Origin of the sequence: Streptococcus mitis (assembly GCF_005844455.1) — a bacterium.
Taxonomy (GTDB): Bacteria; Bacillota; Bacilli; order Lactobacillales; family Streptococcaceae; genus Streptococcus; species Streptococcus mitis_BF.
Window position 1 is genome coordinate 1 of sequence record NZ_SPGF01000030.1, and the last position, 24,604, is coordinate 24,604.

The 24,604-nt window shown below is 41.0% G+C and carries 22 protein-coding genes, 1 tRNA gene, 4 pseudogenes and 1 other annotated feature; of the genes and pseudogenes, 3 read left to right on the forward strand and 24 right to left on the reverse strand.

The genetic code is table 11. The features are described from left to right. Positions 1–499 precede the first annotated feature (499 nt). The 4 genes from FGQ53_RS06715 to FGQ53_RS06725 all read right to left on the reverse strand — a co-directional run bounded on the left by FGQ53_RS06715 (position 500) and on the right by FGQ53_RS06725 (position 1,594). Positions 500–910 (reverse strand): hypothetical protein, encoded by a 411-nt coding sequence (locus FGQ53_RS06715; RefSeq protein WP_138337023.1) that lies wholly within the window; start codon positions 908–910, stop codon positions 500–502. Position 911: 1 nt separating this feature from the next. After that, positions 912–1,172: a hypothetical protein gene (locus FGQ53_RS06720; RefSeq protein ID WP_171019100.1), complete on the reverse strand. Its 261-nt coding sequence runs from the start codon at positions 1,170–1,172 to the stop codon at positions 912–914. Positions 1,173–1,268: 96 nt separating this feature from the next. After that, positions 1,269–1,394, reverse strand: coding sequence for a hypothetical protein (locus FGQ53_RS12140; RefSeq protein WP_267472319.1), 126 nt, complete (start codon positions 1,392–1,394; stop codon positions 1,269–1,271). 2 nt (positions 1,395–1,396) lie between these two features. Further along, a complete protein-coding gene (locus FGQ53_RS06725; RefSeq protein ID WP_138337029.1) occupies positions 1,397–1,594 on the reverse strand; it encodes a hypothetical protein in 198 nt (65 codons plus the stop codon). A 409-nt stretch (positions 1,595–2,003) separates the two neighbouring features. On the opposite strand from FGQ53_RS06725, the gene FGQ53_RS06730 reads away from it, so the two are divergent. Both FGQ53_RS06730 and FGQ53_RS06735 read left to right on the forward strand, forming a co-directional pair. Further along, entirely contained in the window at positions 2,004–3,275 is a 1,272-nt protein-coding gene (locus FGQ53_RS06730) for a replication-associated recombination protein A (protein ID WP_138337032.1), read from the forward strand. 263 nt (positions 3,276–3,538) lie between these two features. After that, a tRNA-Lys gene (locus FGQ53_RS06735) sits at positions 3,539–3,611 on the forward strand. A gap of 207 nt (positions 3,612–3,818) precedes the next feature. On the opposite strand, the gene FGQ53_RS06740 is transcribed toward FGQ53_RS06735, so the two are convergent. The 7 genes and pseudogenes from FGQ53_RS06740 to FGQ53_RS06770 form a co-directional block, all read right to left on the reverse strand. Next, positions 3,819–5,138 carry a glycoside hydrolase family 32 protein gene (locus tag FGQ53_RS06740; protein ID WP_138337035.1) on the reverse strand — a complete coding sequence of 440 codons (1,320 nt, stop codon included), beginning with the start codon at positions 5,136–5,138 and terminating at the stop codon, positions 3,819–3,821. 9 nt (positions 5,139–5,147) lie between these two features. Continuing rightward, positions 5,148–5,609, reverse strand: a pseudogene (locus FGQ53_RS06745) (carbohydrate ABC transporter permease); the annotation flags it as partial. Positions 5,610–5,717: 108 nt separating this feature from the next. Then, positions 5,718–6,098, reverse strand: a pseudogene (locus FGQ53_RS06750) (carbohydrate ABC transporter permease); the annotation flags it as partial. A 1-nt stretch (position 6,099) separates the two neighbouring features. Further along, the gene (locus tag FGQ53_RS06755) at positions 6,100–7,002 is read right to left on the reverse strand and encodes a carbohydrate ABC transporter permease (RefSeq protein WP_171019101.1); all 903 of its coding nucleotides are present in this window, start codon (positions 7,000–7,002) and stop codon (positions 6,100–6,102) included. 95 nt (positions 7,003–7,097) lie between these two features. Further along, a pseudogene (locus tag FGQ53_RS06760) lies at positions 7,098–8,407 on the reverse strand (ABC transporter substrate-binding protein). Between the two features lie 75 nt (positions 8,408–8,482). Then, positions 8,483–9,478 (reverse strand): LacI family DNA-binding transcriptional regulator, encoded by a 996-nt coding sequence (locus FGQ53_RS06765; protein ID WP_171019103.1) that lies wholly within the window; start codon positions 9,476–9,478, stop codon positions 8,483–8,485. Between the two features lie 178 nt (positions 9,479–9,656). Beyond that, positions 9,657–10,112, reverse strand: a pseudogene (locus FGQ53_RS06770) (GNAT family N-acetyltransferase). Between the two features lie 69 nt (positions 10,113–10,181). Here FGQ53_RS06770 and FGQ53_RS06775 point away from each other — a divergent pair. Next, complete coding sequence (locus tag FGQ53_RS06775) at positions 10,182–10,841, forward strand: prepilin peptidase (protein ID WP_138337046.1); 660 nt, start codon at positions 10,182–10,184, stop codon at positions 10,839–10,841. Here FGQ53_RS06775 and trpA read toward each other — a convergent pair. From trpA to FGQ53_RS06845, 13 genes are all read right to left on the reverse strand, one after another. Further along, positions 10,813–11,589: a tryptophan synthase subunit alpha gene (gene trpA / locus FGQ53_RS06780; protein ID WP_138337049.1), complete on the reverse strand. Its 777-nt coding sequence runs from the start codon at positions 11,587–11,589 to the stop codon at positions 10,813–10,815. The two genes, FGQ53_RS06775 and trpA, sit on opposite strands and share 29 nt — an antisense overlap. After that, the gene (trpB, locus tag FGQ53_RS06785; protein WP_000331265.1) at positions 11,582–12,805 is read right to left on the reverse strand and encodes a tryptophan synthase subunit beta; all 1,224 of its coding nucleotides are present in this window, start codon (positions 12,803–12,805) and stop codon (positions 11,582–11,584) included. Before trpB ends, trpA begins: the two co-directional genes overlap by 8 nt. Beyond that, on the reverse strand, positions 12,783–13,382 hold the full coding sequence (locus tag FGQ53_RS06790) for a phosphoribosylanthranilate isomerase (RefSeq protein ID WP_138337052.1): 600 nt from the start codon (positions 13,380–13,382) through the stop codon (positions 12,783–12,785). Before FGQ53_RS06790 ends, trpB begins: the two co-directional genes overlap by 23 nt. Next, positions 13,369–14,136, reverse strand: a complete 768-nt coding sequence (gene trpC, locus FGQ53_RS06795) for an indole-3-glycerol phosphate synthase TrpC (protein WP_138337055.1) — start codon at positions 14,134–14,136, stop codon at positions 13,369–13,371. Before trpC ends, FGQ53_RS06790 begins: the two co-directional genes overlap by 14 nt. Continuing rightward, the gene (trpD, locus tag FGQ53_RS06800) at positions 14,133–15,137 is read right to left on the reverse strand and encodes an anthranilate phosphoribosyltransferase (RefSeq protein ID WP_138337058.1); all 1,005 of its coding nucleotides are present in this window, start codon (positions 15,135–15,137) and stop codon (positions 14,133–14,135) included. The genes trpC and trpD overlap by 4 nt, the downstream gene beginning before the upstream one ends. Positions 15,138–15,147: 10 nt before the next feature. Next, the gene (locus tag FGQ53_RS06805; protein ID WP_084890039.1) at positions 15,148–15,714 is read right to left on the reverse strand and encodes an aminodeoxychorismate/anthranilate synthase component II; all 567 of its coding nucleotides are present in this window, start codon (positions 15,712–15,714) and stop codon (positions 15,148–15,150) included. After that, positions 15,711–17,072, reverse strand: coding sequence for an anthranilate synthase component I (gene trpE, locus FGQ53_RS06810; RefSeq protein WP_138337061.1), 1,362 nt, complete (start codon positions 17,070–17,072; stop codon positions 15,711–15,713). Before trpE ends, FGQ53_RS06805 begins: the two co-directional genes overlap by 4 nt. A gap of 652 nt (positions 17,073–17,724) precedes the next feature. After that, positions 17,725–17,956: a binding site (T-box leader), on the reverse strand. Positions 17,957–17,990: 34 nt separating this feature from the next. Then, positions 17,991–19,220, reverse strand: a complete 1,230-nt coding sequence (locus FGQ53_RS06820) for a DegT/DnrJ/EryC1/StrS family aminotransferase (protein WP_171019104.1) — start codon at positions 19,218–19,220, stop codon at positions 17,991–17,993. A gap of 42 nt (positions 19,221–19,262) precedes the next feature. Continuing rightward, the gene (locus FGQ53_RS06825; RefSeq protein ID WP_138337067.1) at positions 19,263–19,955 is read right to left on the reverse strand and encodes a sugar transferase; all 693 of its coding nucleotides are present in this window, start codon (positions 19,953–19,955) and stop codon (positions 19,263–19,265) included. 323 nt (positions 19,956–20,278) lie between these two features. Continuing rightward, on the reverse strand, positions 20,279–22,021 hold the full coding sequence (locus FGQ53_RS06830; protein WP_138337070.1) for an ABC transporter ATP-binding protein: 1,743 nt from the start codon (positions 22,019–22,021) through the stop codon (positions 20,279–20,281). After that, positions 22,011–23,756 carry an ABC transporter ATP-binding protein gene (locus FGQ53_RS06835; protein ID WP_138337073.1) on the reverse strand — a complete coding sequence of 582 codons (1,746 nt, stop codon included), beginning with the start codon at positions 23,754–23,756 and terminating at the stop codon, positions 22,011–22,013. Before FGQ53_RS06835 ends, FGQ53_RS06830 begins: the two co-directional genes overlap by 11 nt. Positions 23,757–23,961: 205 nt before the next feature. Further along, complete coding sequence (locus tag FGQ53_RS06840; RefSeq protein WP_138337076.1) at positions 23,962–24,258, reverse strand: DUF421 domain-containing protein; 297 nt, start codon at positions 24,256–24,258, stop codon at positions 23,962–23,964. Positions 24,259–24,276: 18 nt separating this feature from the next. Next, a complete protein-coding gene (locus FGQ53_RS06845; RefSeq protein WP_138337078.1) occupies positions 24,277–24,525 on the reverse strand; it encodes a hypothetical protein in 249 nt (82 codons plus the stop codon). Positions 24,526–24,604: the final 79 nt, after the last annotated feature.

A 24,604-nucleotide genomic window follows, 5' to 3' on the forward strand; every position in this document is an offset into this window, starting at 1 on the left:
ATAAATAATCTGTAGACGTTTGTGATATTTGGCGTACGATGAATCTCTTAGGAGTTTTTCAATTTTTTGTATTTCTTCATTTGTGAGTTTCATAACTACTATTATAAGATGTTTTTTGATTTTAGTCTAGTATTACTACTAAAAAGACTCTTTATCACCTACTATTTTATGTAGTTAATAAAGAGTCTTTTTATTTAGTAGAGATAATTTCGAGTAGAATTAATTAAAGATAATAGTAGGTAAGGTGGTCAACTAATTTATAGTTTTTTTAGTATTTTACCAAATAGTTTTTCTAATTTTTTAAATCTACATAAATTGTTCTGCATGTATCGAAGTTATGAATCTTATCACCTTATTATATTCGTATTTTCTGCATAGTATCTTTTAGATAAATTCAGAAAATTAAATCAGATAAAATTATACTAATTTTGAAATATACATAGTGTTAAAGGTTTCTACTCGTTCTAATTTTTTCTCGCATCTTCATCATTATCACTTTTTAAAGATTATCATAGTATTTTTTGAAAGCATCAAAATAATACTTAACTTCTTCAGATTTGTCTACTTGACCACCCCGCTCTAATTTTTTATCTCCTAAAATCCAAAATAAACCATCTCCTCTTTCACCTGAGGTTAACTTTGCATCACCTCCATCTTTAGGAACCGCTATGCCAATAACACCAGTACCACCCATACGAAACATCTGGCGTGGACCGCTATGAGCGACACCTACATCCACTCCCTTTAATTTGGGAAAATCTACAGATAAGCGAAAGTCAAAACTTGCCGGTTCCAAATCATCATAAGTGATTTTACGAATAATATAATCTTGACCGAAGTAGCTATCAAGCATTGCAATTAAGACTTGATAACCTTTGCTCGTTCTAATTTCTTCTCGTATCTCTAACATCTTATTTCACCATTTTAAACCTTTCATTTGCTTGAATTAAGCGATAACCATTTTCGACTAAATAAGTGTATTCTTTGTAACCGTATGATTTAAAATCAAGGTTATTAGGATTGACCGTGTACTCAAATATTTTTCCTTTAACAATCTGATTATCTAAAAATTTCTGATTAATTTTCCACATTTCTTCGTTTTGTTTCACATTATCAACAATACCATTTTTTATAAGTTCATCCATAATGGCATCCCATCCTGCACTTCCCATCGTATAGAAGGTATTATCTGCTCGGTATGCCGTTTGGTCATAAGAACTTGTACTGTTGTAAGTTTCATAACTACTATTATAAGATGTTTTTTGATTTTAGTCTAGTATTAAGTCTTCATCAGATAGTTCAATAAGTTCTTCAGGTTTTACAAAAATAGCTCTATTCACTCTATCTTTGCCACTGGCAAAGGCTTTCTCCACAAATCTTTTATCTAGTCCCATCTTTATTTAACTCTCTCAAATTGTTTTAATTCTAAATCAGTCAATTCATTAAATTCTCTTCCTGTTGCGTTTAAATACTTGTTGATTTTTCCAAGATTATATTTCATCGGTTCCGGCTTAACTCCTTTTGGTAAACCAACTAGTCCATCAAGTTCCATGAATAACTGATTTTGAAGTAATTTTGAATTTAAAGTAGTCATCTAGTTCCATTTTCTCCTTTTCAAATATTATTATCTAAAATTTCTATACCCTATGTACTTTATCAAGAAAAGTTTCTGACTTGGTAGTTTTATTCTTTCCTTTACTATTCCACCTCTCCTTCATTATAATTCATACAATAACATTTAGCAATATTATTTCATAAGTCAGCACTTCCACTTCTTTAGGTTCAACTATCATATTTTGAGTTTTAAGGAAAATCCATTCTCTCATGCTGATACCTCTCTTCATCAAATTAAATGGTCAAAAAGATTCTATCTCACCCCCCAATGTTACAAAAACATTGAAATATCACAACTAATAGGCTAGAATGGACATAGTAAGATATAGTAGATGAGTTATGCCACTCAAAAAATATGACACTAAAAATCCACGTTAGAAAGGACTGCTATGCCAGACAATCTCGCGCTTCGCATGCGCCCTAGAACCATCGACCAGGTCATCGGTCAGGAGCATCTGGTCGGACCTGGAAAAATTATCCGTCGCATGGTGGAAGCCAATCGCCTGTCCTCCATGATTCTCTACGGACCTCCTGGAATCGGCAAGACCAGTATTGCCTCTGCCATCGCAGGGACGACCAAGTATGCCTTTCGGACCTTTAATGCTACTGTTGATAGTAAAAAGCGACTGCAAGAAATCGCCGAGGAAGCAAAATTCTCTGGAGGACTAGTTCTCCTGCTGGACGAGATTCATCGTCTTGACAAGACCAAGCAAGACTTTCTTCTGCCGCTCTTGGAAAGTGGTCTGGTCATCATGATTGGGGCTACGACTGAAAATCCTTTCTTTTCAGTCACTCCAGCCATTCGTAGCCGTGTTCAGATTTTTGAGTTAGAACCCTTGTCTAATCAAGATGTCAAAGAGGCGATTCTGATAGCTCTAAGTAATCCGGAGCGTGGTTTTGATTTTCCAGTAAAACTAGATGATGATGCGCTAGATTTCATCGCAACTTCCACAAACGGAGACCTACGTTCTGCCTTTAACTCACTGGACTTGGCTGTTCTATCTACCCCTGAAAATGATAAAGGCATCCGCCACATCACTCTGGACATCATGGAAAATAGCCTGCAGCGGAGCTACATTACCATGGATAAAGACGGGGATGGTCACTACGATGTCCTCTCAGCCCTACAAAAGTCCATCCGTGGTTCGGATGTGGATGCCAGTCTCCACTACGCTGCCCGCTTGATTGAAGCTGGTGATCTTCCCAGTCTCGCTCGTCGCTTGACTGTTATCGCTTATGAAGATATCGGTTTGGCTAATCCTGAAGCCCAGATTCATACTGTAACTGCTCTAGATGTTGCCCAAAAGATTGGCTTCCCCGAAGCTCGCATTCTCATTGCTAATGTCGTGATTGATTTGGCCCTTTCTCCAAAATCCAACTCAGCCTATGTAGCTATGGATAAGGCCCTCGCTGATCTCAAAACATCAGGGCACTTGCCTATTCCACGACACCTGCGTGATGGTCACTACAGTGGAAGCAAGGAGCTAGGGAATGCCCAAGACTATCTCTATCCACACAACTATCCTGGAAATTGGGTCAAGCAAGACTATCTGCCAGAAAAAATTCGCAATCATCACTATTTCCAAGCAGAAGATACTGGTAAATATGAACGGGCTTTGGCTCAAAGAAAGGAAACTATCGACCGTTTGCGAAAAATCTGAAATCATTTTCAAAAAATTGCACTTTCCTCTTGATTTTTTTTGAAAAAGTGGTATCATATAAACATAGAAACGCTGTGGTGTACGACTTCACACTTAAGTGTTGACCGACTATTTTTTGTATTATTAGGGAAACAAAAGTCTTCTAACAGCATGTAGCCCGTCTCACACGGAAACAGCTTCAGTTAGAGCAAGTTGCCCACCTGCTTAATTGCGCGGGTTCAATACAAACCGTGAAGTTTCGGCACCAATACAGCTTTTTCTTCGCCTCCTTAGCTCAGCTGGCAGAGCAGCGGACTCTTAATCCGTGGGTCACAGGTTCGATCCCTGTAGGGGGCATCTACATACAACAGGAAAAGCCTTGGAACCAAGGTTTTTTTGCTTAAATAAAATTTTTTTCAAATTCTTTAGAAAACTAGCTTAAATCATAATCCAACACCAATTTTACAAATACCATAAACTAAGCTTATATACCCAAAACACAAAAAGTCCTCTTTCCACTGTTTTAGAAAGAGAACTTTTTATTTAGGAGAAATAACGTAATTTTTAATCTAAATGTGATAACTCAGCTGGCACTGTTAAGTAATAAGTTGCAGTCAAGCTTGCTTCACCTTGATTGACAAAAATCTCGATGGAATTTTTATCTAAAATAACATCCAATTCTTTAGCTTCAATATCTACATACCGTCGACTAGTGTCCTGTTCTTCTTCACCTAGAATTTTTTGAACAAGATGGCTACGATCAATGTAAACTTGCTGCGCATTACTGTCATAACCAAATTCAAGATAATCTGTATCATTTCCTAAGTGATAATGACAATCTTTATCTATTTGGATTTGATATTGGCCTTTTTTAACAGGGAATTGTCTTAGTTTGCCATCTTCCAATCTTAGAATTCTAGGTAAAGTCATGGCACATGCCCATTTGTGTTCTTGGTCATGGGTTGGAAGGGTACGTCCCCATGTCTGCATCCAAGCAATCAGGATACGACGATTTTGATTGTCCAGCAATGTTTGAGGCGCATAGAAGTCTTGGCCATGATCAATTTCTTGAACTGATTCTGGAATAAAAAGTTTTTCTTCCCAATCTACCTTACCCGTGAACAAAACCGATGAATTGATGTTATGATATGAGTCTCCCTCACGCTGATAACGCATGGGTGACATAATAAGGCAATCCTTCTCATCTAACTCAAAGTAATCTGGGCATTCCCACATAAAGCCTTGGTGTTCTACCCCTTTTAAAAAGATGGATTCGAACTGCCATTCTACTAGGTTATCGGACCCTAGTAGAACGATACAGCCCACATTATCCTTGTGTTTGGCAGCTACTACGGAGTAATAGCGTCCATCTTTTTCAAAGAGTTTTGGATCACGGAAATCAGCAGCAATCAACTCATCTGGCAAGTCTGCTCCAGTTGCAACTGGATTTTGTTCAATCTTTTCAAAGTGAATCCCATCGTCTGAAAATGCCATATTTTGCACTTGACGAACACCCGTTTCTTCTTCGATATGTCCAGTGTACATGAGCCAGAGGCGATCATCCTTGACAATGGCAGAGCCTGAGAAGCAACCATTGCGGTCATAATCTTGGTCAGGAGCAAGTGCCACCGGCAAGTGCTTCCAAGTCACCAAGTCCTTACTTTTAGCATGACCCCAGTGCATAAACCCCCAAACACTATCATAAGGATAGAATTGATAAAAGAGATGGTATTCTCCACGAAAATAGACCAATCCATTTGGATCATTGATCCAACCAATCTCAGCTGAAAAATGTTCTTCAGGCTTATATTGAGTATTTACGAGATGTTTATTTTCTGCTATAAAACGATTGGCTTTTTCTACTGTAAATGTTTTATTTATCATAAGTATATCCTATTTTATTCCAGTTCCGGAACCCCCCAGACCTTGAACAATATATTTCTGAGCGACTACATAGACCAAAATCAACGGAATCGTTGAAATAGTTAATACAGCCATTACCTGATTGATATAAACTGGTTGAGTTGTATTAATAGTTGTAATTGCAACCTGCATTGAAAATTTAGAAGAATCTGTCAAAACCATCAATGGCCAAATATAATCATTCCAGCTTGAAATAAATGATAAAACACCAACTGTAGCAACTGCAGGTTTAGACATTGGAAGCATAATTCTAAAGAAAATTCTAACGATACTTGCTCCGTCCATCTTTGCAGACTCAAGAATCTCTTCTGGAATTGCAATAAAGAAATTCCTAAATAAGTAAATATTAAATACGCTCGCCAATCCTGGAATAATAACTGCAAGACGATTATTGACCAAACCTAGGGAATTGATAATGGTAAATTGTGGAATTATAGTAGATTGAAACAAGATGTGAACAAATCGATTAGGAAAGTAAAATTAATTTCTAGAAATATTTTAACAGTTATAACGTACTATTCCAGATTCAATCTACTATAACACAGTTTCTACTGGAATAATAAGTAAAGCCAGTAAGAAACCAAATAAAATTTTCTTACCTGAAAAATTGACTTTTGCAAAAGCGAAACCGGCCAGTGCATTGACAATAATAGAACCAATAGCAAACGTTCCAGCATAAAAAATGCTGTTCCCTAGATAGGTAAAAATACTAAATCGCTCAAATACTTCCTGATAAGGTTTAAACCAATCAGCAGGATTTAAACTTGGTAAGAAGGCTTGCCAACTAGTCAAATTTTTATAAACATCCGCTTCTGGCTTCATAGCTGAAACTACCATCCAAACCATAGGAAAAAGGAAGAGTCCCGCCAATAGGGTTAACAGAATATATTCTAAGATTGTTGTTGGTTTAAATCGTTTCATCTTAGTCATCCTCCTTCAGAACGCGACGTTGTACTAAGCTAATCATACCAATTAACGTTGTAAACACTAAAGCGATTGAGCTAGAATATCCTACAAGACGATCAGTAAAGCCTTGTTGATAAATATAGTACACCATAGTAATTGTTGAGTTTAATGGACCACCTTGCGTCATAACCATTGGTTGCACAATCAGTTTAAAGGCAGAAATTAAAGTTGTTAACAATACAAACAGGGCTGTTGGTTTTAGTAGGGGCATCGTGATATAACGAAACTGAGCCCACTTTGAGAATCCATCTAATTCAGCATCCTCATAGACATCTTGTGGAATATTCTGCATTCCTCCTAAAAATAAGAGCATCTGATAACCTGCACCCTGCCAAGCAGAAACAAAAACAATTGCATACATAGCTTGTTTGGGCCTAGTCAAGAAAGGTTGAGAAGCAATACCTACCTTATTTAAAATAGCATTTAATAAGCCACTATTTGGATTTAAAAGATAAAGCCAAAGAATAGAAATAACTACCAAGGACATGACAACTGGAGCAAAAAAAGCCACTTTAAAAAACATATTTCCTTTTCGCTTTTTATTGACAATCAAAGCCATTCCTAAGGCCGCTCCCAATTGAACTGGAATAATCCAAACAACAAATTTCAAAGTATTCCAGAAGCTCTTTAAGAAAATCGGATCTTTTGTTAATCGAATAAAATTTTCAAGTCCAACAAACTTTCTTTCATCTGGTGTCAACAAATAATAATCTGTAAAAGCGTAATAAATGACCATTCCAACTGGAATTACTAAAAAGATACCTAATAAAATTAAAGCTGGAGCTAAAAAACTATAACCTAGTATGTTATCCTTTATTTTTTCACGTCTTTTTGTATCCACAACAGTTTCTTTACTCATATCCATCTCCTTTAATCATATATATCAAACTAGGCTATTAACAAGAAAGGGGAAGGTAGTTCCAAACATTTTCCTTCCACCTTCTTTTTTACAGATTATTTGAGTGACTGATCAATAGCAGTTTGCATTTCTTTTGTACGAGTATCCAAGACTTTTTGCACATTTGGATTTTCTTCATAATAGCTGATATCTTGCATCGCTTGTTGAAAAGCTCTAGAAACCTGAGGATATGCTACGACAACTGGGCGAGCATGAGCTGTTTTTGAATTTTGTTCCATCAAGAAACGCATTGGTTCGGACACTTTATCTTTGATATTTTCAATTGTAGATTTACGAATCGGAAGGACCGAATTCCCCAAGCTAATAATTTCACTTGATTCTGTATTTGTAGCAAATTTAACAAATTCAGATGCTGCCTCTTTTTTGTCAGATTTTGTCGTAACAGCTAATTGCCAACTACCTGAAGGGGATACTAATTTTTTCGTCTTACTAGATACTGGGTAAGGAAGGATACCAAAATCAATATCTTTGTAGTTTGTATTCATGTCAGCAATCGTCCAAGAACCACTCAAAAGCATTGGATACTCTCCTGTTTCAAAACCTTTTTCGACTGGACTAACAGTTGTATAACCTTCTTTTACAAGATTTTGAATGAATTGAACTGCTTCTACACTCTCTTTTGAGTTGAAGTATCCTTCTGCCTTTGTTCCATCTTCGTTTACGACAGAACCATTATTTGACCAAATCAACGGCATATAAGCATATGGTAACATTTCATCGTTTGAATTAATACGAAAATCAATTGCTGGTTTGTTATAATGATCTTTCAATTTTTTAGCAATCGTATTAAATTCATCCCATGTCCATGGCTTTTCTAGCGTTGGAAGCTCTGATCCCGCAATTCCGGCCTCTTTGAACATTTTTTTGTTGTAATAAACACCAACATTCGATTCAGAAAATCCAAATGCATAGAATTTGCCATCATAAGTTCCTTGTTGTTTAATACTGTCCAAAACATCATCCATATTATTATCTTTTAGATAATCATCTAGCGGAGTAATCACTTTAGATTTTGCATAAGCTGCCGTATTTGGTCCATCAAGGGTAATAACATCTGGAAGACTATTAGTCGTGATAGCAGCATTAACCTTGTCTTCATATCCTCCACCACTACCACTACGAGGAATATACTCAGTTACAACTTTGTACTTACTTTTTCCTGATTGATTAAAGTTGTCAACAACTTTTTGCCAAGCTTTTCCTTCATTGGTTTCGTCAGAGAATTGTACCCAGACTTTAATATCATTTGAAGAACTCGCTTGTTTTGAGTTAGTTCCTCCACTACAACCTGCAAGTATAGCTAACATAGCCCCACAACAACAGATAACATTGTACCTTTACGCATCATTTTCCTCCTTTTTGAAACGTTTCATTTGTTGATTATGTTATAACAGCGCTTTCATTAATTGTCAAGCACTTTTTAAATTTTTTTTGTTGTTTTATCTCCCCAAAAATATGTGGGAATTACGATTCGTTTTTCTAGAATCTCTTCTCGCTTAATCATTTTCAGTATCATTGCAACAGATTCTTTTGCCATCATACCAATATCTTGAACTATTGTAGACACTAGATAAGATTGATCGACAGAAGTTTTTAAACCATCAAACCCAATTATCTGGTAATCATCAGGTGCTATTTTCCCCAGTTCTTTCATAACACTAATAACTCTCAGAGCCATCATATCATTTATTGTAAATATACCATCAATTTCTTTATGAGATTGCAAAAAAACTCTTATCTGATCTTCAGGATTTATTAAAGGTTCTTTCATTTCAAAATTATAGACATCTACTCCTAATTCCTTAGCTTTTTCTCTGAATCCTTTACTTCTGAGTATAGTCTCATTCTCATACATATTAATTGAACCAATAAAAGCAAGGTGCTTATTATCCCTTCTAACCAGTTCCTCTGCTGCAGTTTGTCCTCCTTTGTAATTTGCTGAAGTAACATAGCATACATTTTCCGAAAAATGTCTATCTATACTTACAAACGGTAAATCAGATAAAATATATTTGTCAATATTAGAATATGTAATACCAATAATTCCATCCACTTTATTTTGTTTCAACATTTCGATATATTCGATTTCATTTTGTGAATCGCTATCAGCGTTACAAATAAATAATTTATAATTATATTTTAATAACTCTTTCTCAACATGATAGGCAAACTCCGAGAAAAATGGATGCCATATGCTCGGAATAATCAAAGCGATAGTTTCTGTTCTATTCTTTTTCATACCTCGAGCATAATTATCAGGGATATAGTCCAATGTTTTTATAGCCCTTTGAACTTTCCTTAAAGTTACTTCTTTAATGCCTTTTTCTTTATTAATCACACGTGAAACAGTTCCAACGCTAACTCCTGCTTCTAAAGCAACATCTTTCATGGTAATTGATTTTCTTTGTTCTACCATATTATCACCTCCTTTCAATATATAGTATCATGCAAACGCTTTTTTAGCAACTATTTCTCAATCATTTTTATCCAGATCATTTCCCTATCATGGATAAAATCACTCCAATTGGCTTTCTAAAATTCCTTCAATTTCATATGTAGGAATCTACCTACCACAGGAAAAGACTTTTTTCTTCCTATCTCCCCTTCTTCATGATGTATTTCCGTTCAGGGGTTTCAACCATTTGAACGATTTCAAATCCTTATTTTTGGTAAAGATTCTGAGCTCTTTGATTTGTCTCGAAGACATTTAGAGAAATACTATCTATGTCTCCATTTTCAAAGACCAAACTAACAAATTTCCTTAAAGCCTGCCTACCTAAGCCTTGCCCCTGTTTCTGGGGGTTGATAAAAAATCTTCCAATATGAAGATTACTGTCTTCTTGCCTGATTTTCTGGATAAGCCCGACAAACTCTTGTCCTTCAAAGATTGAAAAGATTCCTTCCAACTCTTGCAAGGCTTGAATAGTCAAGGGAAAAGGAATCATTGTTCCCATCCATTGGTCTTGAAAGGATTTGCCAAGGGAGTTGGACCATTGGCATACGCGCTGAGCATTCTCTGTACTCACCTTTTCTTCAAAACGAATTGTCATCTTGACCTCACCATCTTATCTATGTTTCTCCATTATACTACTTCTCCTATTTTTTACGAATAGATAAGTATGATTGATATTTATTTTTTTCTTGTCGGGAGCATTCTCGCTTCCTTTCTTGGTTTGGTCATTGACCGTTTCCCAGAACAATCCATTATCAGTCCAGCCAGTCACTGCGATTCCTGTCAGACTCCCTTGAGTCCCTTAGATTTGATTCCGATTCTCTCGCAGGTCTTCAATCGCTTTCGCTGTCGCTACTGCAAGGCTCGCTATCCAGTCTGGTATGCCCTCTTTGAACTAGGCTTAGGACTCCTCTTTCTGCTTTACTCTTGGGAATTACTTTCCTTGAGTCAAGTCATCCTAATCACTGCTGGCTTGACCTTAGGTATCTACGACTTTCGCCATCAGGAATATCCCTTACTGGTCTGGATTGTCTTTCATCTACTCCTAATGGTCTGCTCTGGCTGGAATCTAGTCATGGTCTTCTTCCTTGTCCTTGGAATTGCGGCTCATTTTATCGATATTCGCATGGGCGCAGGGGATTTTCTCTTTTTAGCTTCTTGTTCTCTTATCTTTAGTGCGACCGAATTACTCATCTTGATTCAGTTTGCTTCTGCGACTGGAATTCTAGCCTTCCTCCTGCAAAAGAAAAAGGAAAGACTTCCTTTCGTGCCTTTCCTCTTACTTGCTTCTTGTGTGATTATTTTTGGTAAGCTACTGCTTGTTTGATAAAGTCCTCAATCGGCTCTCCTTGGTGGAGAGCTTTTACGATTTTCGAACCGACGATGACACCATCTGACACAGCATTGAAGCGTTCTACATCGGCTTGACTTGATACACCAAAACCTGTCAAGACTGGGATGTCAGCTACTTGATGCAATTGTGCCAAGTGCTTATCCAAGTCTGCACGGTAATTGCCTGATTTCCCTGTCACCCCGTTGATGGCAACGGCATAGACAAATCCTTCTGCCCCTTCAATCAACTCTTTTTGACGCTCAAGTCCTGTTGTCAAGCTAACTAGAGGAATCAAGGCCATGTCTGTATCTGTCAAAAATGGCTCCACAAAGTTGGCATGCTCATGAGGCAGGTCTGGAATAATCAATCCCTTAACGGCTGTATCCGCCAAATCTTTGACAAATTTCTCCACACCGTACTGAAAGAGAGGGTTGAAGTAGGTCATGATGACAAGTGGTACCTCAGTCTGAATGGTTTTCAAGGTTTCAACCAAAGCCTGGGTAGAAGTCCCGTGAGCTAGACTACGCAAGCCTGCTTCTTCGATCACAGGTCCATCTGCAACAGGGTCTGAAAAGGGAATACCCACTTCAATGGCTGAAACGCCTAAATCTTCTAAAAAGTGGATTGTTTCAGTGAGACCATCCAAACCTTTCTCGTGGTCTCCAGCCATGATATAGGGAACGAAAATTCCTTTTCCAGCTGCTTTGATAGCATTCAATTTTTCTGTTAGTGTCTTAGGCATGAGCTTCTCCCTTCTTTGCTGCATCTGCTTCCAAGCGGTCTTTGACTTGGACTACATCCTTGTCCCCACGACCTGATAGACAGACAATCATAGACTTGTCTGGTCCGAGTTCTTTAGCCAATTTCACCGCAAAGGCGATAGCATGGCTAGATTCCAAGGCTGGGATAATCCCTTCCACGCGAGACAAGAGTTGGAATCCTTCCAAGGCTTCCTCGTCTGTCACAGGAACATAGCTGGCACGTTTGATATCATGGTAGTGAGAATGTTCTGGACCGATACCAGGATAATCCAAACCTGCTGAGATAGAAAAGGCTTCAAGAATTTGACCATGAGCATCTTGGAGCACATCCATAAGAGAACCGTGGAGAACACCCGGACGACCCTTGGTCAAGGTAGCTGCGTGGTGCTCTGTATCCACACCAAGTCCTGCTGCTTCAGCTCCATACATGGCTACTGACTCATCTTCCACAAATGGATGGAAGAGGCCGATAGCATTAGATCCACCACCAACACAGGCTACTAGGGCATCTGGTAAGTCTTGACCTGTCAAATCACGGTACTGTTGTTTGGCTTCTCGACCAATGACACTTTGGAAGTCACGAACGATTTCTGGAAATGGATGAGGGCCCAAGGCAGAACCAAGGATATAGTGGGTATCATCGATATTAGCTACCCATGAACGAAGGGCTGCATTAACCGCGTCCTTTAGCACGCGCGAACCATCTGTCACTGCCTCAACCTTGGCTCCCAAAAGCTCCATACGGAAGACATTAAGGGCTTGGCGTTTAACATCTTCCTCACCCATGTAGATGGTACATTCCATGTTAAAGAGGGCCGCAGCTGTTGCAGTTGCTACACCGTGCTGACCAGCACCCGTTTCAGCGATAATTTTCTTTTTGCCCATGCGTTTAGCGAGGAGAACTTGTCCCAAGGCATTGTTAATCTTGTGAGCCCCTGTATGGTTAAGATCTTCCCGTTTGAGGTAAATCTTGGCTCCGCCGATATGCTGGGTCAAGTTTTTTGCGTAGTAAAGAGGAGTTTCACGTCCCACATACTGGCGCAAAAGTTGGTTCAATTCCTCTTGGAAACTTGGATCTGCCTGGCTTTCACGGTAAGCCTTCTCCAACTCCAAAACTGCTGTCATCAATGTTTCTGGGACGAAACGTCCGCCGAATTTTCCGTAAAATCCATCTTTATTTGGTTCTTGATATGCCATGCTTTACCCTCTCTATAAATCTTCTAATCTTTTCATGATCTTTTTGTCCATCTGTCTCCACTCCGCTTGATACATCGACTGCATAGGGAGTAAAGTGTTGAATTGCTTGTGCTACATTGTCTTCATTAAGCCCACCAGCGATAAAGAAAGGCTGAGCTAGTCCAGACGTATCCAATCGTCCCCAGTCAAAGGTCTGGCCACTCCCTGCCACAGGGGCATCAAAGAGTAGATAGTCTGCCTGAGAATTGGGGACATGCCCATTTCCATCTACCTGCACGGCCTGAATGCTGTCACAAGGCAAATTCTCAAACAACTCATCCGCTACCTGACTGTGAACTTGAACCAAGTTCAAGCCAACTTTGTCAATCGCTTCTAGCAGTTCTGCCCTACTTGGTGAAACAAATACGCCAACCTTCTTAACATTAGCAGGAATAGGCTTTGCCAGCTCAGCAGCCTCTTCCAAAGTCACCTGTCTTTTACTAGGTGCGAAGACAAAACCGATGTAGTCTGCTCCTGCTGAAACGGCTGTTGCCACCGCTTCTTTGGTAGATAGTCCACAAATCTTAACCTTTGTCAATCTGCAACTCCTTGATTCTCTGGGCTACATCTTCCGCCTGCATGAGAGCTGTCCCAACTAAAATTCCATCAAAGTATGGTGCTACTCGTTCCGCATCCTGCCCTATGAAAATAGCAGATTCAGAAATGTAATAGCGACCTTCTTCAAAGTGCTGTGCCAAGTCTACACTGGTCTGTAAATCGACTTCAAAGGTGGTCAAGTTACGGTTATTGACCCCAATAATCGTAGCACCAAGTCTGTGGGCCACTTCTAGTTCAGCTAGATTGTGAGTCTCTACCAAGACTTCCAGACCAAGCTTTGTAGCGTAGTCGTAAAGTTCCTTGAGGCGTTCTTCTGACAAGGCAGCGACAATGAGCAAGACAACTGTTGCACCAGCATTGCGGGCGCGGATGATTTGCTTTTCATCGATGATAAAGTCCTTGTTGAGCGTCGGAATGTTTACCTGACTGGAAATCTCTCGTAGATAATCCAAATGCCCTTTAAAGAAGACTTCATCTGTCAAAACAGAAATCATCACTGCTCCATTTGCTTCATAAGTCTGGGCCTGTTGCACAATATCCACATCGAGATTGATATCTCCCAGACTAGGGCTAGCTTTCTTGACTTCAGCGATTACCTTCAAGCAGTCCTGATGTTTTTTTAGATAGTCAGCCAAGCGATAGATCTGGCGCAGGGGCTGGATTTCCTCCAGCTCCATCTGCTCGACCTCATGCGCCTTCTGATCCAAGATTCGTGCTAAAAATTCCTGACTCATTTTTGGTACTCCTGTAACAGTCTGAGTTTTTCAAGGGCCTTGCCACTAGCAATCACTTGACGGGCCAAGGCAACTCCTTCCTTGATGCTAGCTACCTTACCATCAGCATAGAAACCAAGACCAGCATTCAAGACTGTCGTTTCCAAGAATGGACTTGGTTCGTTTTGAAGAACGCTGAGCAAAATTTCTGCATTCTCCTGAGCATTTCCTCCACGAATATCTTCGATAGCGTAGCGCTCCATCCCCAAATCTTCTGGAGTAAAGCTTGACAAGGTGATTTCGCCATTTTCAAGAAGAGCAATCTTGGTTGTTCCGTTCAAGCCAGCTTCATCCAATCCTTCTGGCCCAGCCACCACGATGGCACGTTTGCGCCCCATATTTTTCAAAACCTGAGCTGTACTTTCTAGAAGTTCTGAACGACTAATTCCAAGAAGCTGTGTTTCCAAAGCCATTGGGTGAATCAGGGGGCCAGTCAAGTTCATGATTGTTGGAATTCCTAGTTCCAAACGAGCCGGCATGATGTATTTCATAGCTGGGTGCATATTTTTAGCAAAGAGAAAGACGATGCCAGTTTTATCAAAGACCTTACCTAGTTCAGCTGGTTTGAGGTCTAGATTGATACCCAAGGCTTCTAGGACATCTGCAGAGCCAGATTTAGAAGAAATCGAACGGTTTCCGTGCTTGGCCATGTGAATGCCGCCACCAGCCAAGACAAAGGCCGCAGTTGTCGAAATGTTAAAGCTGAAAGACTTGTCCCCACCTGTACCACAGTTGTCCATTGCATCATGGATTTCAGTTGGAATGTGTTGGGCATGTCCTCTCATGACTTGGGCAATGGCTGTGCGTTCCTCAGGTGTTTCCCCCTTCATCTTAAGGGCTAAAAGGAGAGAAGCAATCTGCGCTTCAGTGACACGGTCAGTTACAATGCGCTCGATGACATCTGTCATTTCCACACCTGATAAATTTTCAAATTTTGCTAGTTTTTCAATAATCTCTTTCATCCTAGTTTCCTCACTTTACAACCTTCTCGATAAAATTTCGAATAGAAGACAAGCCATCTGGCGTTCCGATACTTTCTGGATGGTACTGGAAGCCATAAATTGGAAGGGTTTTGTGTTGAATTCCCATAATGGCCTGGTCATCAGTCGAACGAGCTGTCACTTCAAAGTCTTCTGGCATTTCTTCAATTAAAATACTGTGGTAACGCATGACCGCACGGCCATCCTCAATGCCTTGATACAAAACAGATGGCGCTTCAAAACTGATATTGCTCTGTTTCCCATGCATGACTTTTGGAGCCAAACCTAGCTTCCCACCAAAGACTTCTGCGATGGCTTGGTGACCCAAACAAATCCCAAGAATCGGCTTCTTGCCAGCAAAGTCACGAATCATGTCTTCCATCTTTCCAGCATCAACTGGCCAACCAGGACCCGGAGAAAAGACCAGACCATCTGCTTTTTCAGCTTCTTCATACAGCTTAGGATCATCATTTCTCAAGACTTGCACTTCTGCAAAATTCCCAATGTATTGGGCCAAGTTATAGGTAAAAGAATCATAGTTGTCAATCAATAAAATCATGGTCTTAGTTCTCCAATTCTAGTCATAGATTTAGTCTTGTTAATGGTTTCTTGGTATTCGTTTTGGGCGATAGAGTCATAGACAATCCCCGCCCCAGCCTGCACATAAGCTGTTTGATTTTTGAGAATCATAGTTCGGATGGCGATGGCGAAATCCATATCACCTGTAGCAGACAAGTAGCCGATTGCTCCTGCGTATACACCGCGTTTTTCCGTTTCCAGTTCATAGATGCGTCTCATGGCCCGAATTTTTGGCGCTCCTGAAACTGTTCCAGCCGGAAGTGTTGATTTCAAAGCATCCATGGCAGTGAGTTCTGGAAGCAACCGTCCCTTGACCACACTGGTCAAATGCATGACATAGCGGAAGAGCTCCACTTCCATATACTTGTTGACTTGGACACTGGCTGTTTCAGAGATTCGGCCGATATCATTGCGGCCCAAGTCTACTAACATCCGATGCTCTGCTGTTTCCTTCTCATCCGAAAGCAGGTCTGTCGCCAAAGCCTTGTCTTCTTCATCCGTAGCTCCTCTTGGTCGCGTACCCGCAATCGGATTGGTTGTCACGATGCCATTTTTGACAGAAACCAAACTTTCTGGACTGGCACCGATGATTTGATAATCCCCAAAGTCATAGAAATAGAGGTAATTAGATGGATTGGTCACGCGGAGATTTCTGTAAAAGTCAAATGGATTTCCAGTAACTTCTGCTGAGAAGCGCTGACTGAGCACGCATTGGAACATATCTCCATTACGAATCAAGTCACGAGCTATTTCCACCATTCCCTCAAACTTCTGAGGAGCGATATGCGGTTTGAAGTCAAGTGGTGATAAATCCAAGTCTTCAAATTCATTTGAAGCAGGAATGCGTAATTCCTCAAGCACTTGGTTCAAGGTTTTTTCCAAGTCTTCTTGACTACGCTCACTATAGAGAGCTTCCTCAATGACATGGATTTTTTCCTTCTTGTGGTCAAAGACCATGTAACTCTCATAGACGAAGAAATGCATATCTGGTGTTCCAATAGTATCTTCAGGAATTTGACCAATTTCTTCATAAAGCGAAATCATATCGTAACCCACAAAGCCAATTGCCCCACCACCAAAAGGTAGGTCTGAATGCTGCTGGCTCTTATGAGTCACTTCATAAAGGAAATCCAAGGGATCCCGATCAATCACTTGACCATTTTGATAAAGGACTCCATTTTCAAACTTAATCTCAAAAACTGGATTATAGGCTAAGATAGAAAAACGAGCTGTTTCCTTGTCTCTCGGAATACTCTCTAAGATAACCTTGTGTTGCCCCTTTAGGCGCATATAAGCCAAGATTGGTGATAAGACATCTCCATGAATGATTCGTTCCATTGTAATTTCCCTTTCAGTTCTATTTCTAGTCCGTGGCGATTGTATGAAAAATCCCCACGCAAAATAACTTGCGTGAGGACGAAATTCGCGGTGCCACCTCAATTATAGGATTTCTCCTATCTCTCATTCCTGTCTCAGAACTTTCCTATAACAGGCTGTGCGATAAAGGGCACTCCCTTGAGAATTATGTTTTCTTCTCTCGTTTCAGATGGACCCAACCTTACAGCTTTCTCTGCTTGTTTCCAGCAACCACAAGCTCTCTGGGAAAGAAAAGACTGTAATTTTTCCATCTCTTATTTTTTAGCTTCTAGGTAGTCTGCAATCGCAGCTACGTCCTTGTCTCCACGACCTGAGATATTGATGATGAGATTTTTATTTCGGTACACCTTTACTAGCTTTTTTCGTATGAATCCGGCCGTTTTGTTTGCTTTTAGTAGTAGGCAAGGAGCTGTAGATAGAACCCAATACTCTTCGAAAATCTCTTCAAACCGCGTCAGCTTCGCCTTACCGTACTTAAGTACAGCCTGCGACTAGCTTCCTAGTTTGCTCTTTGATTTTCATTGAGTATAAGTTCATCAAAGCGACTTAAGGCCCTAATAAAAGATAAACAAAACGACGGATAGAAAAAACCCACACACGGAATCGATTTCCATGTGAGGGCGTTGGTAACGCGGTGCCACCTCAATTATAAAGGGACTATTCCCCTTTACATCTCTACCTTGTCTAACAACAAGTTGCACTGTAAGGTGTGCGCACCGAATTTTCATTGTTTCAAATTCATTTTTAAAATCAGCCCACTTTCACTACTTTCAACCACCTGTTCACAATCACCACAGGCTCCCTGAAGATCAAACATAGTTACTTTTCTGATTTATTGAACTTATTTTAATACTTTGTTTTTTCTTTGTCAAGATTTTTTTACAATTTTTTTGATGAAGCTAGCACTTTTTCAGAAACTATTTTGAAAGTCTCAATGATATAGTCCACTTCTTCATCGCTTAATTTAGTGTGAAGAGGGAGCGTAATTTCATTTTCAAAGAAGGCATAGGCTCTTGGATAATCTGCCATATCAAAGCCAAGATTCTTATAGGCTGTCAAGAGAGGAAGTGGTTTGTAATGTACATTACTTGCAATTCCTGCTTTAGCTAATTCTTGGATGATGAGGTTGCGTTCTTCTAAGCTTGCCCCTTCTACATGGGTGATGTAGAGGTGACGACAAGATTCGACAGTATCAGTCTTGTGTGCCAATGGGTGAATACGAGTACCCGCAAAGCTACGATCATAGCGGTCCACGATGTCCTTACGACGTTGCAACAAACCAGGGTAGCGATCCAATTGTACCAAACCAATCGAAGCCATGATATCCGTCATGTTACACTTGTAGGCAGGTGTTACGATATCGTACTCCCATGAACCCAATTGCATCTTAGCAAGAGCATCCTTAGTTTGACCATGAAGGGAAAGGATTTGAAATTCCTTGTACATTTCTTCGTCGTCAATCGCCGGATTGGCCTTCCAAGTCGCACTTCCTCCCTCAGCCGTTGTAAAGTTTTTAACGGCATGGAATGAGAAGGAAGTAAAATCAGCGATAGAGCCAGCAGGGTGTCCTTTATAAGTTGATCCCAAAGCGTGGGCACTATCAGAGACAATCACAATACGGTTAAAGACCTTTTGCCACTTGCTTGAAGCAGTAAAGAGGTCGCGTTTCTTCTCCACAATTTGGAACAAACGATCATAGTTGCAAACAATCCCTGCAAGGTCTACTGGGATAATGACCTTAGTTTTCTCAGTAATAGCTTGCTCAAGCAAGTCATAGTCCATCTCAAAAGTATCTGCTTGGATATCCACCATGACAGGTGTTGCGCCTACGTGTGTGATGACACTACATGAAGCTGTGTAAGTCATAGCTGGAACGATGACTTCATCACCTGGTCCCACTTCCAAAACACGTAAAATCAACTCAAGAGCCGCAGTCGCAGAGTTGAGGCAGACAGTCTTAGGTGTCTGTGTGTATTGAGACAAGCGACGCTCCAGTTCTTTTGTCTTAGGACCTGTTGTAATCCAACCAGAACGTAGGGTATCCGCTACTTCAGCAATTTCAGCTTCGGTAATATCGGGTGGTGAAAATGGAATATTGTAATTTGGCATTGATTTGCTCCTTTTATCTGTACTCATTTTCTCATGACTACTTTATTTTAGTACCTCAAACACGGTTTGAAACATGATTTTGATGTCTCCAAGGAAACTAAACTCTCGGAGATAGGCGAGGTTATAGCGCATCTTTTCAGGGAGGACGTGTTCGACATAGGCCTGGTCAACCGACAGACCTTTCTCCGTCATTTGACTGATGATGGTGTCCTCATCCTTGTAGTTGATACTAGCTGGAGAGGTGATTCCTGCTGGCAAGAGCAAGGTCGCCATCATTTCAGGACTATACTGTTCCGTGTAGCGTGGCACCTCAGGTCGTGTCCCAACAAAGGACATCTCGCCTTTAAGGACATTGACCAGCTGAGGTAGTTCGTCCAAACGCACACGGCGAATCAAATTTCCCACTTTGGTAATACGGCTATCGTTAGCAGAAGTCACCAGACTTCCTTTTTTATCCGCATCCGTTACCATAGTACGGAACTTCCAAATCTTGAACGAACGGTTGTACTGGGTCACGCGCTCTTGCTTGTAAATGACAGGGCCCTTGCTATCCAACTTGATCCAAATGCTCAAGATAAGAAAGACGGGAGAAGTCAAAACTAGCAAAAGCAGGGCCAGAACCCAGTCCAGGCAACGCTTGAAAATCAGCGACCCCTTCCTTTTAGAGACAAGCTGGTAGTAAGACTCAACCTCGCTTGATTGCATTTCCACGGGCAAGTCTTCCCATTTCAGCATGCTGTTTCTCCTTTGTTTTTATTATACTATTTGTCAACATTTTTCATTATACCACAAAATGGAAAAGGCGGTGCAAGAAATCTGTGATTTGAAGAATTTCCTTCTTATACTCAATGAAAATCAAAGAACAAACTAGGAAGATAGCCGCAGGCTGTTCAAAGTACTGCTTTGAGATTGCAGATAAAACCGATATGGTTTAAAGAGATTTCCAAAGAGTATAGTAGATTGAAATAAGATGTGAACAAATTGATTAGGAAAGTCAAATTAATGTATAGAAATATTTTAGCAACCATGGAGTACTATTCTAGATTCAATCTACTATATTAGGACATAGCTCCAGCCTGCAAGCTATACATCTTGTGATAGGTTCCTCCCAAGGCCAAGAGTTCCTCATGGGTTCCACTCTCGATGATGCGCCCCTTGTCCAAGACGTAGATGCAGTTGGCGTCCTGGATGGTCAAAAGGCGATGAGCAATAGCAATAGTCGTCCGCCCCTGTCTCATTTTAGCTAGGGAATCTTGAACCAAACTTTCTGTTTCAGAGTCAATATTGGCTGTCGCTTCATCCAAAATCAGGATTTTAGGCTGACTGGCGACTGTTCTAGCAAAGGCAAGAAGCTGTCGCTGGCCAGTAGAAAAGCTCGAACCACGCTCAGAAACAGGTGCATCATAGCCCTGCGGAAGGTCCTGAATAAAGGAATCTGCATCGACAAAGGCAGCCGCAGTCTGGACCTCTTCATCACTAAGATCTTGATACATGGCGATGTTGGACTTGATAGTCCCGTGATAGAGGAAGGGATCCTGCAAGACCAGACCGATATTCTTTCTCAGCTCTTCCTGACTGTAGTTCCTGATATCCACATCATCCAAGAGAACGCGGCCTGACTGAAATTCATAAAAACGCATGAGGACATTGATAATGGAAGATTTCCCAGAACCTGTATGTCCTACAAAGGCAATGGTTTCTCCCTTGTTAACAGAGAAAGAAATATCATCCAGAATCAGATATTTGCCATCATATGAGAAGCACACATGTTCAAAACGGATATTGCCTTCTTGGACTTTGGCTTGCCCATCTTCTTGAAGAGGCTCATAGGTCGTCTCATCAATCAAGGCAAAGACACGACCTGCAGACACCATGGACGTTTGAAGGGTTGAAAAGTTTTGCGTTACCTCAATCAGGGGATCAAAGAGACGGTTGATGTACTGGATAAAGGCATACATGGTTCCGGCCGTTATCCCGATAGAAAGACCACGATAGCCAAAGTAGGCCAGCAAAACGGCATAGCCTAGGAGTTTCAGCAAACTCATGGCAGGATGCAAAAAGAGGGCATCCAAGGCTACAGAACAGTTGGCATAGACCAAGTGTTCTTGGTTAATCTCATCGAATTCTGACTGCAGGCGCTTCTCTTGATTAAAGGCCTGGATAATCCTGATTCCCTCAACGTTTTCTGCCAGCTTACTATTGATATCCGATAAGAGACTTCTGGTTTTTTCGATGATTTTCACTGATTTTTTCCGATAGAGATTGACCAGAAGGAAAATCAAGGGGAGAAAGAGCCAGACTAAAGCTGTCAAACGAAAATCCAGCACCAACATGGTATAAAGGGTTGTCAGAAAGATGAAAACTGCTGAGATAAAGCTGGATAAAATCCCTGAAAACATATCACTAATGGTCTCGGTGTCATTGGTCAAACGAGAAACGATGGAACCTGCTGGCGTCTTATCAAAATAAGACATACCCAGCTTCTCCATATTGGCAAAAGCATCGCGACGAATATCCCTAACAATACTGTAAGACACCCGCGCAAATAGAAGATTACCGATATACTGAACTACAGTTTGTAGGATATAAAGGACATAGTAGACCAGCAAAACGGTAACAGCAATTTGGTTAAGATTGCTGAGATACTGGTCGATAAAGTGGGAAGCCACAAGGGGAATGACACTTTTAATGACCGTCGTCGCTAGGAGAAAACTGAGTGCCAAAAAGGTCAGGAGTCCATAAGGCTTGAGATAGGACATCAAGCGCTTCAATACAGTCCATTGTTCTTGTTTATTCTGCATCTTCTTCTCCTTTCATTTCCAGCTGCTGAGACTGGTAGGTTTGGGCATACCAGCCATCCAGAGTTAGCAGGTCTTCGTGTGTACCCCGTTCTATGATTTGGCCATTTTGCAGAACCAAAATCAAATCTGCATGGACAACTGCACTGAGGCGATGAGCCGTGATAATGGTTGTCTTGCCCTTCCGCGTCTCCTTGAGATTGTCGATGATGGCATACTCCGTCTTGGCATCCACGGCGGACAAGGAATCATCTAAAATTAAGATATCAGGGTCTAGAATCATAGCCCGACTCATTGCCAGACGTTGCTTTTGCCCACCAGAAAGACTAACTCCTTTTTCACCAATCAGCGTATCAAATCCCTGAGGCATGGCTACAATGTCTTGGTAAACTTGGGCTAGCTTAGTCGCTTCCTCGACTACTGAAAGAGACAGCTTAGGATTTCCAAAGCGGATATTGTCTAAGATAGAGGTCGCAAAGAGAAACTGGTCCTGAGGGACGTAGCCCATGAGACTGCGAAGGTCTGTCATACGATAGTCCCGAATATCGTGACCGTTTAGGTAAATGGCACCCTTATCCACATCGTATTCACGCAAGAGGAGCTTGATCAAGGATGTTTTCCCAGAGCCTGTCTGCCCGACCAAGCCCAGAGTTTGCCCTTTTGCCAAGCTAAAGTGAATATCCGTCAGTGTTTCCTCATTTCCAAAGGCAAAACTATCAATGGCATACTGCAAGCGCCCATTTTCAATACTGTCTAGAGGAAACTCAGGGTCTTGTACAGGTGATTCCTGAGACAAAAGTTCCTCAATCCGCTGGTAAGAAACCTTCCCTCGCTGAGTAATATTAAAGAGGAAGCCGATGGCCATAAGAGGCCAAACCAGCATATCCAAGTAGCTGATAAAGGTGACCAGATTACCAACCGTAATCTGCCCCTCCTGAACCATCAAGGAGCCGACCAAGAGGGTTAAGACATAGGATGAACCAACAAATAAGAGAACCATGGGGTCAAAGAGACTATCGTATTTCATAGTTTGGAGGTTCTTTTGGAAGGTCAATTCATTGACTGCCTGGAAAGACTTCAACTCATCCGCCTGGTAACCGAAAGACTTGGTCACTTTGATACCTGATACGGACTCCTGCACCTTGTTATTGAGTTCAGAAAAGGCAGCCTGTGATTCGCCAAAGGCCTTGTGGGTCTTTCTCCCTAGACGACTGGTCGCATAAGCCATGAAAGGTAAGGGTAAAATGGCAACTAAGGTCATCTGCCATGAAATGCTAAAGAGCATGGTCAGCAAGGTCACCAGCGCCGTGATAGAAGCATCCACCGCAGACATAACACCGCCTCCTGCCAGACGAGTCAAGGCATTGATATCGTTGGTGGCATGCGCCATCAGGTCCCCCGTCCGATAGGTCTGATAAAAGGCTGGAGATATTTTAGTAAAATGCTCAAACAAGCGAGATCGCATAATCTGCCCCAGACGATAGGAAGTCCCGAGGATATACATACGCCAAACATAACGCAGATAGTACATACCCAAAGCTGCAAGAAGCAGATAAAGGAGGTTCAAAAGCAGGTCCTGCTGGGTTAATTGCCCCGACGTAATGGCGTCAATCACCCGCCCCATAACCATGGGAGGAATGAGATTGAGGACAGAAACCAAGACCAAGGCCACAATCCCGACTAGATAACGGCGTTTTTCTAACTTGAAAAACCACCAGAGTTTTTGAATAATGGACATAAAATCCCTTTCTGATTGCAAATGGAAACCTGAGGCCAAGACTCAATGAAAATCAAAGAGCAAACTAGGAAACTAGCCACAGGCTGCCCAAAGCACTGCTTTGAGGTTGTAGATAGAACTGACGAAGTCAGTAACCTACATACGGCAAGGCGACGTTGACGCAGTTTGAAGAGATTCTCGAAGAGTACAAGACCCCAGGCTTTTCTTATTCATAAGTTACGACTGAGACGACACCCTTGTCATACTCAGCGATAAAGATATTGGCAACATTGTCATACCCTTGTTTGCTGAGGTTATCAAGCAGCCATTCTTCGCTCCGACCAATGGTCTCCAAAATTTCGACTTGGATAACACCGTCTGTGACAACAGGATACTTGGGATTCTCATCTCCCATTTGGACCACGATGAGTTGGCCATTTTGCTCTTGCACAGCTCGTTTGACTTGTTTCATCTGGAAAATCCCTTGACTACGAAGCTTGAGGGCTACATCCACCGCAGACAAACCAACTGAACGACAGGCTTATGGGTCAATCTTCCCATTTTTGATAAGAAGAGTTGGCTTACCATCAATCAAGCGTTTCACAAAGTGAACATTGTTGTTGAGCCATTTGAGAGTCAAGACCAGAATGGTCCACATAATCAGGATAACTGCATACTGAAGGATACTGATAGCGCTATTGTAAATCACCCCACCGATGATACCACCGAGAACATAGTTCTGAATTTGGTCTGTCGCAGAGTTAGGTGCTAGGTTCCCCTTTCCTGTCACATTAGACTTGTTCGGTAACTACATCATCTCGTGGTTGATGATGCCACAAATCAACTCAGCTCTTAATTCAAACCGTTTT